This window comes from Falsirhodobacter sp. 20TX0035 (assembly GCF_028307215.1).
Classification (GTDB): domain Bacteria; phylum Pseudomonadota; class Alphaproteobacteria; order Rhodobacterales; family Rhodobacteraceae; genus Falsirhodobacter.
The window spans coordinates 78,905-92,532 of record NZ_JAQMHV010000006.1 but is presented as its reverse complement, the minus strand read 5'-3'; the positions used below and the strand labels follow the sequence as shown (position 1 = coordinate 92,532).

Annotated in this window: 13 protein-coding genes; 4 read left to right on the top strand and 9 right to left on the bottom strand. The window is 67.5% G+C overall.

Annotation, left to right across the window (positions count from 1 at the left end):
- Nucleotides 1-157: 157 nt before the first annotated feature.
- On the bottom strand, nt 158-1,255 hold the full coding sequence (locus tag PIJ50_RS09300) for an acyltransferase family protein (protein ID WP_271974663.1): 1,098 nt from the start codon (nt 1,253-1,255) through the stop codon (nt 158-160).
- An 839-nt stretch (nt 1,256-2,094) separates the two neighbouring features.
- Between PIJ50_RS09300 and PIJ50_RS09295 the strand changes: the two genes are divergently transcribed.
- Nucleotides 2,095-3,066: a type I glyceraldehyde-3-phosphate dehydrogenase gene (locus PIJ50_RS09295; protein ID WP_271974662.1), complete on the top strand. Its 972-nt coding sequence runs from the start codon at nt 2,095-2,097 to the stop codon at nt 3,064-3,066.
- Here PIJ50_RS09295 and PIJ50_RS09290 read toward each other — a convergent pair.
- From PIJ50_RS09290 to PIJ50_RS09280, 3 genes are all read right to left on the bottom strand, one after another.
- Nucleotides 3,063-3,854 (bottom strand): metallophosphoesterase family protein, encoded by a 792-nt coding sequence (locus PIJ50_RS09290; RefSeq protein ID WP_271974660.1) that lies wholly within the window; start codon nt 3,852-3,854, stop codon nt 3,063-3,065. The two genes, PIJ50_RS09295 and PIJ50_RS09290, sit on opposite strands and share 4 nt — an antisense overlap.
- Nucleotides 3,851-4,768, bottom strand: coding sequence for a diacylglycerol/lipid kinase family protein (locus PIJ50_RS09285; RefSeq protein ID WP_271974658.1), 918 nt, complete (start codon nt 4,766-4,768; stop codon nt 3,851-3,853). The genes PIJ50_RS09290 and PIJ50_RS09285 overlap by 4 nt, the downstream gene beginning before the upstream one ends.
- 109 nt (nt 4,769-4,877) lie before the next feature.
- Complete coding sequence (locus PIJ50_RS09280; RefSeq protein ID WP_271974656.1) at nt 4,878-5,831, bottom strand: zinc ABC transporter substrate-binding protein; 954 nt, start codon at nt 5,829-5,831, stop codon at nt 4,878-4,880.
- 69 nt (nt 5,832-5,900) lie between these two features.
- On the opposite strand from PIJ50_RS09280, the gene PIJ50_RS09275 reads away from it, so the two are divergent.
- From PIJ50_RS09275 to PIJ50_RS09265, 3 genes are read left to right on the top strand one after another with little or no spacing between them, the layout of a single operon-like run.
- On the top strand, nt 5,901-6,377 hold the full coding sequence (locus PIJ50_RS09275; protein ID WP_271974654.1) for a Fur family transcriptional regulator: 477 nt from the start codon (nt 5,901-5,903) through the stop codon (nt 6,375-6,377).
- A complete protein-coding gene (locus PIJ50_RS09270) occupies nt 6,374-7,114 on the top strand; it encodes a metal ABC transporter ATP-binding protein (protein ID WP_271974652.1) in 741 nt (246 codons plus the stop codon). The genes PIJ50_RS09275 and PIJ50_RS09270 overlap by 4 nt, the downstream gene beginning before the upstream one ends.
- Nucleotides 7,107-7,898, top strand: coding sequence for a metal ABC transporter permease (locus PIJ50_RS09265; RefSeq protein WP_271974651.1), 792 nt, complete (start codon nt 7,107-7,109; stop codon nt 7,896-7,898). The genes PIJ50_RS09270 and PIJ50_RS09265 overlap by 8 nt, the downstream gene beginning before the upstream one ends.
- On the opposite strand, the gene PIJ50_RS09260 is transcribed toward PIJ50_RS09265, so the two are convergent.
- The 5 genes from PIJ50_RS09260 to PIJ50_RS09240 all read right to left on the bottom strand — a co-directional run bounded on the left by PIJ50_RS09260 (nt 7,899) and on the right by PIJ50_RS09240 (nt 13,422).
- On the bottom strand, nt 7,899-8,678 hold the full coding sequence (locus PIJ50_RS09260; RefSeq protein WP_271974650.1) for a GH25 family lysozyme: 780 nt from the start codon (nt 8,676-8,678) through the stop codon (nt 7,899-7,901).
- Between the two features lie 113 nt (nt 8,679-8,791).
- Nucleotides 8,792-9,877, bottom strand: coding sequence for a BMP family ABC transporter substrate-binding protein (locus tag PIJ50_RS09255; protein WP_271974647.1), 1,086 nt, complete (start codon nt 9,875-9,877; stop codon nt 8,792-8,794).
- A 17-nt stretch (nt 9,878-9,894) separates the two neighbouring features.
- Nucleotides 9,895-10,824 (bottom strand): ABC transporter permease, encoded by a 930-nt coding sequence (locus tag PIJ50_RS09250; protein ID WP_271974766.1) that lies wholly within the window; start codon nt 10,822-10,824, stop codon nt 9,895-9,897.
- The gene (locus tag PIJ50_RS09245; protein ID WP_271974645.1) at nt 10,824-11,906 is read right to left on the bottom strand and encodes an ABC transporter permease; all 1,083 of its coding nucleotides are present in this window, start codon (nt 11,904-11,906) and stop codon (nt 10,824-10,826) included. Before PIJ50_RS09245 ends, PIJ50_RS09250 begins: the two co-directional genes overlap by 1 nt.
- Nucleotides 11,893-13,422: an ABC transporter ATP-binding protein gene (locus tag PIJ50_RS09240; RefSeq protein ID WP_271974643.1), complete on the bottom strand. Its 1,530-nt coding sequence runs from the start codon at nt 13,420-13,422 to the stop codon at nt 11,893-11,895. The genes PIJ50_RS09245 and PIJ50_RS09240 overlap by 14 nt, the downstream gene beginning before the upstream one ends.
- Between the last annotated feature and the right edge of the window lie 206 nt (nt 13,423-13,628).

The following is a 13,628-nucleotide window of genomic DNA, read 5'->3' as shown; positions in this document are numbered from 1 at the left end:
GATCATAAGGCCAGCACGTGACTGGCCTTTGCTTGGCGGAAAGTCCATTCTCGGGGGCCGCAGCGTGGTTGAAGCCGCTCAACCGAACGTCTTCAACCGGTGCTGATGTTGGGGAGTCCAGATGGTCAAGCCCTCGAAACGGCGCTTGCTATCCCTCTCAGGCCCCGCTGGGCCACAGCGGAGGCGCCTTTCGGGGGGTGGCGATCCAGTTCTTCACCCTGACCGTCTGATCTTCTGTGAACCATGAGAAGACGATCGCGAATGCAACGGCCACCAGTGGGATGAGCATGACCAGCGCCCAAGGGTAAAGACCGGCCGGGATGCGCTGTTCGGGCGTGATGAAGTTGCAGATGAACACGATGATGGGCATGTGCGTGGCATAGAGGGAGTAGGAGGACCGGCTTCCCAGCCTTGCGAGCAGGCCCAGCCCCTTGGCCTCTCCGAAAGAAGACCTCATGCCGACGGCCATGAAAAGGGCGAAGATGGCGGCCAGCAGCAGATCGCTTGCGATCCAGTGCAGGGAAACGAACTTCAGCAGAACAATGGTTGCGCCGAATGCCGCAAGGCACGCCGCAGGAACGGCCCAATGAAAGCGGCGGTCTGCTCCAAGACGCTCGGCCACCAGATAAACGGCCCCTCCCATCATCCAGCAGAAAAACAGGGAGATGCTGGGGAGGAAGAAAAAGGCGACCACAGCCAGCGTGATCCCCAGGCAATTGCGCGACCTTATGGCAAGATAAGCGAGCGGAAAGTACACGTAATACCAGAATTCGCAGGCAATAGTCCAAAGCGGTCCATTGGAACCCAAAGCCTTCACCGCGATATCCTGAAGAAACAGCGCGTTGCCGAGGAAAGCCATCACCGACAGTCGGTCTTTGACGTCGAAGGAAAGCGTCAAAGATCCTTGTGTTCCTTCATACAGGGCGGAGGCGAACCTCCCGCTTCCCAAGGCGTCAATGCCCATTCCGATCAACAAGGCCGGGATCAGGACAAGCCACAGGCGCGTGCAGCGGGCCAGCATGTAGTCCTTGAACGAAAAGGCTGCTCCGGCTCGATCCACGGATCGGGTGATCCAGAACCCGGAGATCACGAAGAACACCACAACGGCCGTGTGACCCTGCGAGGTGAGCAGGCTGAGCATTTTATGAACCGCCCCGGAAGCGAGAGGGCGATCGATGATGAGTGCCTGTGTGTGGGACACCACAACGGCAAAGGCCGCCAAAGCCCGCGTTACGTCGATGAAATCATACTTCATTCTACTGATCAACCTTTGGCCTGCTGTTCCGCCGCCCGGTCCAGCGATGCTTGTCCCTTCTGCAAGAGCACTCACGCCTCTTTTCCGGCAACATTTTCCTGTAGTTATTTTTAATCAACATTTTTGATTGCGCTAATAGGTGGTCTTTCCGATAAAGCTGCCGGTCGTCCATTGGCGATTTGCATGATTGCTTAATCAGGAAAGCATCCGTGTCACCCCAATTGTCGCCTTTCGGTTGTGGAGCTGAAGTTTTCTGACCGAGCCCCCGGCAAGGTGGCCTTGGCCGGTCCAAAAGGTCAGGGTGTCGCCGTGGTCGAAGCGCATGGAAGCACTGGCAGGCGGACAAGGCCGCCACGAAAAGTGTCGATTCGGCCGCGCACCCTCGCTGGAACGGGTGGCCTCGCGCCGGATCCGGACCCTTGTGCGAGGGCTTCAGCTAGGCTTGGCCACATCGCGGACGATCTGGCCGCGCGTCTGGTGCGGGCGAGGGCCGACGGCCATGCGCCCCCGGATGAACGCCGGCAGATCGTGACGCAACTTCCCCAACCGAGCCTTGGTGCAGAGGCAAGTATGACCATCGAACTGGCAGCACCCTTGGATGTGGCCGCATCGCCACCCTGGCCTGCGCGCCCGAGGAAGGTGCGGAGGTCTCTCCCGCCTTGCTTCTAGTGGTGGATCCGGAAGGGGCGGAAAAGGGGTATCTCGCGATGCCGGCCGCCCGTTCGGGTTTGGAGCCGACCTCGTGAAGCACCTTCACGCCCGCTTGGCCGAACTGGGCTGACCGATTGCGCCCGCTGCGCATCCGTGCTTGGACAAGGGGCGGATGAACGGAGGGCGCAATGCGGATATTCCTCAACGGGTTCGGACGGATCGGGCGGTCCGTCCTGCGGGCGTGGTCGCAGGGCGGCTGGCCGGAGGCGGAGATCGCGGGCATCAACGACATCGCGGCGGCCGAGATGTGCGCCTACCTGTTCCAGTACGACAGCGTCTTCGGCCCGTTCCCCGGAACCGTCGCGCTGGAGGGTGGGGCGCTGGTCGTGAACGGCCGTGCGATCCCGCTGCACCGGACGCCCGACCTGTCGGTGCTGGACCTGTCGGACATCGACGTGGTGATGGAATGCACGGGCCGCGCCGACACGCGCGCAGTGGCCGAACGCGGCCTGACCGCCGGAGCCCGCCGGGTTCTGGTCTCCGGCCCCTCCCGCGCGGCCGACGTGACGCTGGTTCTGGACGCGAACGAGGGCGCGCTGACCGCCCAACACCGCATCATCTCCAACGCCAGCTGCACCACGAACGCGCTGGCCCCGCTGGTGAAGCTTCTGGACGCCGAATGGGGCGTGGTCACCGGCACCATGACCACGATCCACTGCTACACCGGCAGCCAGCCGACGATGGACGCGCCGGCCGCAGACTTCGCCCGGTCCCGCGCGGCGGCGCTGTCGATGGTGCCCACCACGACCTCGGCCCAGCGGCTCTTGGACCTCGTGCTGCCCGATCTGGCGGGGCGGGTGCAGGGGTCCGCGGTGCGGGTGCCCGTGGCCTCCGTCTCGGCGGTGGATCTGGCGGTGATGACGGAACGTCCCGCCGATGTGGACGCGGTGAACCTGGCCTTCCACACGGCGGGCGGCGTCCTCGGCGCGGTGGACGGACCGCTGGTCAGCACCGATCTGCGGGCGCGGTCCGAAAGCATCGTCATGGCCACGCCCGAAACGCGGCGGACCGATCAGGGTCTTCTGCGCGTCTTCGGCTGGTACGACAACGAATGGGGCTTTTCGAATCGCATGCTCGACATGGCGCTGCGGCTGGCCTAGCTGTCCAGCCGCAACCAGCCTTCGGGCGCGCGGCGGAAGGTGTGGGCGGCCGTTTCCTCGAACACCGCGTCCGCGCTGGCCGAGATGGCCCGCACCGACATCTCGGCCCGCGACACGTCCAGCACGTTGAAGCTGTTGTCCTGCAGGCGCAACCGCGTGGACAGGCCCGTGCCCGCCTGAACGAACAGCAGCCCCGGCGCGGTGGTGAAGGGCCCGATATGGGTGGTGTGGATGTGCCCGCACAGCACCACGTCGGCCCCGCATTCGGCCAGCGCCTTCAGCGCCTTGGCCGATCCGCGCATCAGGCGCTTGTCGCTGCCCTCCAGATGCTCCAGCGGGTGGTGCAGGACGACGATGCGGGCCTTGTCGCCGGCATCGGCAAAGGCCGTGCACACGCGTTTCAGCGCACGGGAGGACAGGCGCCCCGTCTGATGCACCCAGCGGTTGACGGTGTTCACGCCGACCACGCGCATGCGGTCGTTCTCGAAGGTTGGCTCCAGGTTCTTGTCGATGAACTCCCGGTACCGGTCCCACGGCCGGGTCAGCCGGATCCACAGGTTGTCCAGCGGCGTGTCGTGGTTGCCGGGCACGGCCAAGATGGGGGCGTTGATGCGGTCGATGAAGGACCGCGCCTCCTCGAACTGCCAGCGGCGGGCGCGCTGGGTGAAATCGCCCGAGATGACGCACAGATCCGGGGCCAGCGCGTTCACCTCGTCCAGCAGCGGTTCCAGCAGGGCGGGGGAGGTGCGGCCGAAGTGAAGATCCGACAGGTGGACGATCCGCCTCATGGGGTTTTCACCCGGTCGGCCTCGTCGGGCAGGATGATCGACAGCGCGTCGCGCAGGATCTCGAACTTCAGGGGCGTGTCCATGCGGGCCTTCTCGCCGTCATAGGCGACGAGGAGGCTGGATTTCTTCGTTTCCACCGTGAACTCGTTCACGTGCAGCAGGTCCACGTCGCGGCCCAGCTGCACCTTGCCCCGGCACAGGTGCAACGTCGTCTTCAGAAGCGAGGTACGGCCTTCGCCCTTGGCGATAAAGGCCACCAGATCGTCGTCGCTGATCTCGGCCGAGCCGGGAAGGCCGAACCGTTCCAGTTGATAGGCGGAGCGGGCCACGAAGATCAGGGGGGTGGACACCTGCCGGCGTTCGCCGTCCACCTCCAGCGTGACGCGCCACGGGCGGCGATAGCGCAGGAAGGTCTTCAGCACCGACCAATGCGCGGCCACCCGGCGGCGGCCGAAGCGTTCATAGACGGATTCGCGCTGCTTCAGGATGGCGGGATAGATCCCGAGGCTGGCGTTGTTCAGGAACACCACACCGTTGACGGCCCCGACCGAGATGCGGTGCGGGCGTCCGTTCAGGATGGCGCGCGCGGCCTCGTCAGGCTCCTGCGAAAGCTCCAGACCGCGGGCGAAGTAGTTGAAGGTGCCCAGGGGCAGCACGGCCAGGTTCACGTCGGTGTTCACCAAGGCGTTCGCCACGCCCATCACCGTGCCATCACCCCCGGCGGCGACGATCGTGGTGAAGCCGTCCTCCACCGCCTTGCGGACGGCGTCCTTCAGATCCTCGCCTTCCTTCCAGCGGCGCAGGGTGGCGCTGCCGAACACGGCCATGGCGGTGTCGATCGCCTGGGCGTCGTGACTGTTGCGCCCCGACTTGGGGTTGGCGATCACGCAGATGGTGGATGGATCGAGGGCCATGGATGTCTCCGGATGCGGGCGCAGGGGCAACGCGGCAGGCGGCCCCTTGGTTTCCGCGAAGGTTCCATGATCCGGTGGGGCGGGCCGTGGGGGCGGCCCGCCCAGACAGTCACTTCAGGCAGGCGGTCAGCGTGTCGGCCAGACCGTGCATCAACTGGCCATAAAGCTGCGGACCCGCCGTCAGCTGCGCGCCCTCCGGATCCAGCGGCTGGCCGAGTGTCACGCCCGCATCGTCGGCCATCTGCTGGGCCAGCTTCGGATCGTGCTGCACTTCAGGGAAGATGCAGGTGGCGGGGCCGGCCTGCTCACGAATCTCGGCCAGACGGCGGGCCGAGGGGGAGGACGCGTCACCCGGAGAGATCGCGCCCGCCGAGGTCAGGTCGTAATGGTCCGTGAAATAGCCATAGGCGTCGTGGAAGGTCACGAAGGGCTTGCCCTTTGCCGGGGCCAGCTGCTCGGTCAGGTCGGCGTCCAAGGCGCGAATGTCGTCCTCGGCGGCCTTGGCGTTGGCGGCGTAGGCTTCGGCGTTGGTGGGATCCATCTCCGAAAGTTTGCCCTCGATCGCGTCCAGCCAGACCAGCACGTTGTCGGGGTTCAGCCAGGCATGGGGGTCTAGGCCTTCGTGATGATGGTGCTCCTCGCCCTCGCCGTGGTCATGCTCATGCTCATGCTCGTGCTCATGGTCGTGGGCGTGATCATGGTCGTCGTGGTCATGCTCCTCATGCGCGCCCTCGGCGTATTGCCGTTGGGTCAGGCCGTCGACATGCAGAAGCTCCAGCTCCTCACCACCCCGCGCCTTCAGGGCGGCGGTCAGCCAGGGCGTCATCTCCGGCCCCAGCCAGATCACGAGGTCGGCGTCCTGGATCGCGCCCGCCTGGCTGGGCTTCAGCTGGAAGTGATGGGGATCGCTGCCCGGCGGCAGGATCAGGTCCGGCGTGCCCGTGTCCCCCATGACCTGCGCCACCAGAGAGTGGATCGGAGAGATGTCGGTCACGACCTGCACATCCGCAAGCGCGGGGGTGGCGGCGACACTCGCCAGCAGCAGCGGTATGGTATAACGCATCTTGATGCCCTTTCATTCCATGCCCATGTGGAATAAATGTGATAACGTAACACGTCAAGAGGTGCCCTCATGGACCCGCTGGCCTTTGCCCGCCACGATCATGCCCATTGCTCCGGCGATGTCCTGAAGCGTGCCGAGGACATAGCGGCCGAAAAGGGCCTGCGCCTGACCCCCGTGCGCCGCCGCGTGCTGGAGATCCTTTTGGAAGAGCATCGCGCGCTGGGCGCCTATGATGTTCTGCAGCGCCTGTCGACCGAGGGCTTCGGCAACCAGCCGCCCGTCGCCTATCGCGCGCTGGAGTTTCTGGTGGAGCAGGGGCTGGCCCATCGCATCCGTCGCCTGAACGCCTTCGCCGCCTGCATGCATCCAGGCGAGGCGCACGCCCCGGCCTTCCTGATCTGCCGCACCTGCAACATCGTGGCCGAGGCCCCGGCCGAGCCGGTGCGCGAGGCGCTGGACGCCGCGGCGGCGGATCTGGGCTTCGTGATCGAACGGTCCAACGTGGAGGCCGTCGGCCTGTGCCCCACCTGCCGCGAGGCCGCATGACCCTGATCGAAGCCGAAGGGGTGAGCGTCACACTGGGCGCGCAGTCCGTGTTGCAGGACGTGTCCCTGAAACTGCATCCGGGGGAGATCGTGACGATCGTCGGCCCCAACGGGTCCGGCAAGTCCACCCTGCTGCGCACGCTGCTGGGCATCGTGCCCGTCATTTCGGGCCGGGTGACGCGGAAGGCGGGGCTTCGGATCGGTTATGTGCCGCAGAAGCTGACCTTGGACCCCACCCTGCCGCTGCCCGTTGCACGCTTCCTGTCGCTGCCCCGCCGCCAGTCGCGCGCCAACATCGCGGCCGTGCTGGCGCGCGTCGGCCTGCCGGGGGTGGAGGCGCGGCCCATGTCCGGCCTGTCGGGCGGGCAGATGCAGCGCGTCCTTCTGGCCCGCGCCCTGCTGGTGAAGCCCGAGGCGATCCTGATGGACGAACCGACGCAAGGCTTGGACCAGCCGGGGGAGGCCGCCTTCTACCGCCTGCTGGAAGAGGTGCGCGCCGAAACCGGCGCTGCCGTCCTGATGGTCAGCCATGATCTGCACGTCGTGATGGCGGCCTCGGACCGGGTGGTGTGTCTGAACGGGCATGTCTGCTGCGAAGGCACGCCGCACGTGGTGTCAAACGCCCCCGAATACCGCGCGCTGTTCGGCGAAGGCACGCGGGGGGCGCTGGCGCTGTATCAGCACCGCCACGATCACGGGCACCACCACGACGGCTGCGAGGGGCACGACCATGCTTGACGATTTCCTGACGCGGGCCGCGTTGGCCGGGGTGGGGGTCGCCTGTTCGACCGGGCCGCTGGGCGTTTTCGTGGTGTGGCGGCGCATGGCCTATTTCGGCGACGCGACGGCGCATGCGGCCATTCTGGGCGTGGCCCTGGCGCTGGCCAGCGACCTGCCGGTGGCCGTGGGGGCCGCGGGCGTGGCCGCCGCCATGGGCCTGACCGTGGCGAACCTGACGGGGCGCGGCTGGGCGGCGGACACGGTGCTGGGCGTTCTGGCCCATGCCGCGCTGGCGCTGGGCCTTGTGGCGATCAGCTTCGTTCAAAACGTGCAGCTGAGCCTTGAGAGCTATCTCTTTGGCGACATCCTGGCCGTGTCGCGCGCCGATCTGGCCGTGATCTGGGGCGGGGCGGCGCTGGTGGTGGCCCTGATCGTCTGGCGCTGGGACCGGCTTCTGCTGACCACCGTGAACGAGGATCTGGCCCATGCGGACGGCCTGTCCCCCACGCGGGAAAGGCTGGTGCTGACCGTGGCGCTGGCGCTGGTGGTCGCGATCTCGCTGAAGATCGTGGGGGCGCTCCTGATCTCGGCCCTGCTGATCGTGCCGGCGGCGGCGGCGCGGGCGCTGGCCCGCGGCCCCGAGGCGATGGCCGTGGGCGCCACGGCGGTCGGGGCGGGGGCGGCGCTTCTGGGCCTTTGGGCCTCGTATCACTTCGACACGCCGGCCGGTCCGTCGATCGTCACCGCCGCTGCGGGGATCTTTGCCGTGGCGGTGGTGCTGGGGCGGTTGCGCCGCGCCTGATCAGCGCTGCGTGCGCTGCGCCAGCCAGACCGCCCATTCCGGCTCGCTGCCGCGGAAGGCGTTGATGTCCACGCGCCCGTCGATGCCCGGGATCAGGCCCGTGCCGGTGTATTGCCAGAAGGTCCAGTCGTGGCCGGGGTGCACCTCGGAGGGGTGACCCGCGACGGAGCGCAGCCAGAACTCCACCCCCGGCACGCGCCACATCTCGTTGTCGCGGAAGAAGTCCACGGTCAGGTACATGATGGGGCGCTGGCCGTAATACTGTGTCAGGATCGACGTGAAGATCGCCGCGTCCTGACGCACCTCCTCGGCCGGGGGGCGGCGGGTGCAGGTGCGCGAGGTGGGGGTCCATTCCATGTCCAGCACAGGGGGCAGATCGCCCGCGCGGCGCGGCACGTTGGCGATGTACCAAGCCGCCTGTTCCTGCGGCGTGCGGCAGAAGTAGTAGTAGTGATAGGCGCTGGACGGGATCCCGGCCGCCCGCGCGGCGGAGCGGTGGTTGTTCAGCATCGGGTCGGTGTAGTCGCCGCCCTCTGTCGCCTTTATGAACGCGAAGCGCACGCCATAGCTGCGCGCGGTGCCCCAGTCGACGTTGGTCTGATAGCGGGCCACGTCGATGCCGTGCACCGGATAGGCGGCCGGCACGTTGCGGCCGCGCCAGGCGTAGGGTGCGGCATCCCCGAACTGGCGGGGCAGGCCGGGAACGGACATGGGTTCCCGCGGCCCGCAGGCGGCCAGCACGGCAAGAATCAAAAGGGCAAGAAGGCGAACGGGGCGCATCGGATCTCCGGACAGAATCGCCCAACCCTTGTGCACCGGATCGCGTGCCCCGTCACGGGGGCGTGACGAGGCGCGGCGGAACACCGCGCCCCACCTCGGTCAGTTCCGGGGCATCAGTTCGGGATCTCGCCCGTGATGCCTTCGACATAGAAGTTCATGCCGGCCAGTTCCGCGTCGTCGGGCGTCTCGCCCTCGGCCAGCCAGTCCGAACCGTCCTGCTTCTTCAGGGGGCCGGTGAACGGGTGCAGGGTGCCGGCGGCGATGGCGTCGCGCACCTCCTGGGCCTTGGTCTTCACCTCGGCGGGAACGGCGTCCGTGATCTCGCCGATCTCGACCTCTCCGCCCGCGATGCCGGCCCAAGTCGCGCCCTGTTCGTAGGTGCCGTCCAGCAGCGCGCCCACGCGTTCGATGTAATAGGGCGCCCAGTTGTCGATGATCGACGCCACGCGCGGGCTCGGCTTGAACTCCGCCATGTCGGACGCCTGGCCGAAGCCGACCACGCCGGGGGTCTTGGCCGCCTCGGCCAGCGGGGCGGTCGAATCCGTGTGCTGCAGGATCACGTCCACGCCCTGTTCGATCAGCGCGCGGGCGGCGTCGGCCTCTTTCGCGGGGTCGAACCAGGTGTAGGCCCAGACGACCGACATCGTGGCGTCGGGGTTCACCTTCTTCGCCGCCAGATAGGCCGCGTTGATGCCCTGGATGTTTTCCGGGATCGGGAAGGAGCCGATGTAGCCGATCTTGTCCGACTTTGTCATCAGGCCGGCCATCGTGCCCGTGACGGCGCGGCCTTCGTAGAAGCGCGCGTCATAGGTGGACACGTTGGCATGGTCGCGGCGGTAGCCGGTGGCGTGTTCGAACTTCACGTTGGGGAACTTTGCCGCGACGTTGTTCACCGCGTCCATGTAGCCGAACGAGGTGGCGAAGATGATGTTGCAGCCCGACAGCGCCATCTGCGTCATCACGCGTTCGCTGTCGGCCCCTTCGGGCACCGATTCCTGATAGGTGGTGGCGTCGACGCGGTCGCCGTATTCCGCCGCCAGTGCCTGACGGCCCAGATCGTGCTGATAGGTCCAGCCGCCGTCGCCCACGGGGCCGACATAGATGAAGCAGGCCTTCACCTTGTCCATCCCTTGGGCGAAGGACGCGGCGGGCAGCGCCATCAGCGCGGCGGCGGTGGCCAGAAGCAGTCTGCGTTTCATGAAAGTCTCCCTGTGTTTCAGTGCGAAGCGTGGAACGTCTTGCCAAGGTCGGCCGGCGCGCCCATCGCGCGCCCGCGCCCTGAGGATATCAGAACAAGAACAAGGATCGTGATGATGTAGGGCGACATCGTCAGATACTCGACCGGGATGCGCGATCCGGCGGCCTGCAGGTTCAGCTGCAGCACGCTGATCCCGCCGAAGAGCCACGCGCCCATCAGGACGCGCCACGGCTTCCACGAGGCGAAGACCACGATGGCCAGCGCGATCCAGCCCGCGCCGGAGGTGATGCCGTCGGTCCATTGCGGCACGCGCACCAGGCTGACATAGGCCCCGCCCATGCCCGCCATGGCCCCGCCGAACAGGATCGCCCCCGTGCGGATACGGCGGACCTTGTAGCCCAGCGCGTGCGCGGCCTCGTGGCTTTCGCCCACGGCGCGCAGGATCAGGCCGGCGCGCGTGGCCCGCAGGAACCACCAGATCGCCACGACCAGTATCAGCGACAGATACACCATCCAGTCGTGGGAAAAGAGGATCGGCCCCAGCACGGGGATGTCGGCCAGCGGCCCCAGGGGCACGTCGCCTGTCAGGGGCGGGCGGATGCCGTTCCAGCCCTGACCCATAAGGCTGGACAATCCCAGCCCGAACAGCGTCAGCGCAAGGCCGGACGCGACCTGGTTGGCCAGAAGCACCTGCGTCAGCAGCGCGAACAGCCCCGCCATCGCGGCCCCGGCCGCCGCACCGCCCAGAAACCCCAGAACGGGGTTCCCGGTCGTCACCGCCACCACGAAGCCCGTGACCGCGCCCATGATCATCATGCCTTCCACCCCAAGGTTCAGGGTGCCGGACTTCTCGACCACCATCTCTCCCAGCGCCGCCATCAGGATGGGGACGGAGGCCACGATCAGCGTGGCGAGAAGCGTGACGAGGTTGATGCCGCCAATGTCCATCACGAAGCCTCCCGTGCCCAGCGGATGCGGTAGTTGGTCAGGATGTCCACCGCCAGAAGGAAGAACAGAAGCATCCCCTGGAACGCCTGAATCGCGGCGGCCGGAACCCCCAGCATGAACTGCGCCAGTTCCCCGCCGATATAGGTCAGCGCCATCAACAGGCCCGCCAGCAGGATGCCGATCGGGTTCAGACGGCCCAGAAACGCCACGATGATCGCGGTGAAGCCGTAGCCCTGCGCGAAATCGAGGCTGATCTGGCCGGCCGGTCCCGTCACCTCAAACAGCCCCGCCAGCCCGGCCAGCGCGCCCGAGATGCCGAAGCACAGGATCACCAGCCGGCGCGGCGACACGCCGGCAAAGCGCGCGGCGCGCGGGGCCTGACCCGTCAGCCGTATGGAAAAGCCCAGCATGTGCCGTTGCAGCAGGATGTAGGCGAAGATCACGGCGATGAAGGCCGCGACGACGCCCCAGTGCATCCCCGTGCCCGCGATCAGCTCGGGGTTGGCCGAGGAGGCCCATTGCGACAGGTTGCGCGATCCGGGAAAGCCGCCGCCCTGCGGGTTGCGCAGCGCGCCCAGCGCCATCGACGACAAGAGCGCCTGCGCCACGTAGACCAGCAGAAGCGAGACGAGGATCTCGTTCGTGCGGAAGACGGTGCGCAGGATGGCCGGGATCATGGCCCAGAGAAGACCGCCCAGCGCCCCCGCGATCACCATCAGCGGAAAGATCAGGCGGCTCTCCATGGGATAGAGCGCGAGGCCCGCCGCGGCCCCGGTCAGGGCGCCCACGACGTATTGCCCCTCGGCCCCGATGTTCCAGACGCCGGCGCGGAAGCCCAGCGACAGGCCGATCGCGATCAGGATCAGCGGGCCTGCCTTCACCAGAAGCTGCGGGCGGGAATAGGCCGCGAATTGCGGGTTGAACAGCGGATCCCAGAAGATCGTGCGGATCGCCGCCACCGGGTCCTTGCCCAGCATCGCGAACAGGATGCCGCCCGCGATCATCGTGAGGAGGACCGCCAGCACCGGCGTCGCCACCGACCACGCGCGCGACGGCGTGGCCCGTTTTTCAAGCCGCATCATGGGCCACCTCCATCCCATGCGCGCCACCCATCATCAGGCCGATCTCCTCCACGGTCAGCCCCGCCACGGGGCGCGGCGGGCTCAGCCGCCCTTCGTTCAGCGCGGCGAAGCTGTCCGCGATCTCCAAGAGCTCGTCCAGGTCCTGGCTGATCACGACCACGGCCGCGCCGCCCGCCGCCCGGTCCAGGATCGCCTGCCGGATGAAGGCCGAGGCGGCGGCGTCCACGCCCCAGGTGGGCTGGTTGATCACGATCACCTCGGACCCCTGCGACAGTTCGCGGCCCACCACGAACTTCTGAAGGTTGCCGCCCGACAGGGCCCGGGCCGCCACCTCGGTCCCCGGGGTGCGGACGTCGAAATCGCGGATGATGGTGTTGGCAAAGGCGCGGACCTTGGTCCAGTCGATGAAGCCGTGCCGCACCAGCTTCTGGCGGATCGCGCCCGACAGCAGCGCGTTTTCCGTCAGCGTCATGTCGGGGGCGGCGGCGTGGCCCAGCCGCTCCTCGGGGGCGGAGACGAGCCCGGCGAGACGTCGCGCCTCGGGCCCCTTGTCGCCCACGGGCTGGCCACCGATGCGCAGGGCGTCGGGCGCGCTGCGGAGTTCGCCGTTCAGCGCCAGCAAAAGCTCGTCCTGGCCGTTGCCCGCCACGCCCGCGATACCCAGCACCTCGCCCTTGCGGACCGACAGGCGGATGTCCTTCAGCGCCGTCCCGAACGGAATGGGGGAGGGGGCGGACAGGCCCGTCACCTCCAGCATCACCTCCCCCTTGGGGGTGGCGGCGCGGGCGGGCGGGGTCAGGACCGCGCCGACCATCAGTTCGGCCAGCTCGCGCGCCGTGCGGTCACGGGGAACGCAAGTTGCCACGACCTTGCCGCGCCGCAGGATAGTGGCGTGGTCGCACAGGGTGCGGATCTCTTCCAGCTTGTGGCTGATGTACAGGATCGCCGTGCCCTCGGCCGACAGCTTGCGCAGGGTCTTGAACAGGATGTCCACCTCCTGCGGGGTCAGGACGGAGGTGGGTTCGTCCATGATCAGGAGTTTCGGGTCCTGCAGCAGGCAGCGGATGATCTCCACCCGCTGGCGTTCGCCCGCGCTCAGGTCCCCTACGATGCGGGCGGGGTCCAGCGGCAGGCCGTAGGTGGCGGACGTTTCGCGGATGCGGCGGGCCAGGTCGCGCATGGGGGGCGGGGCTTCCATGCCCAGCGCCACGTTTTCCGCCACGGTCAGGGCGTCGAACAGGCTGAAATGCTGGAACACCATCGCCACGCCCGCACGGCGCGCGGTGGCGGGCCGGTCGGGGGCAAAGTCCTGCCCCGACAGCACCATGCGGCCGGAATCGGGGGTGACGAGGCCGTAGATCATCTTGACCAGCGTGGATTTCCCGGCGCCGTTCTCGCCCAGCAGGGCGTGCACCTCGCCGGGGCGGAGGGAGAATCCGACCTCGCTGTTGGCCACCACGCCGGGATAGGCCTTGGTCAGGCCTTCCACCCGCAGCAGCGTGTCGCTTCCCGTCATCCGCGATCTCCGTCCCCGATGGTCTGCAATCTTGATACCGGCGATGCCCTTGCGATCGCAATGACAGGATGGCCGAACGCGGCGAATAGCGGGGGATCGCGGCTGTGGGAATAGGCAACACCGCCGCAGCGCGGATTTTCCGGGCAACCGCGGGCGGTGGGCGGGGGCCGGGCCGTCACTGCCGCTTTAACAGGCGCGCCTGCCGC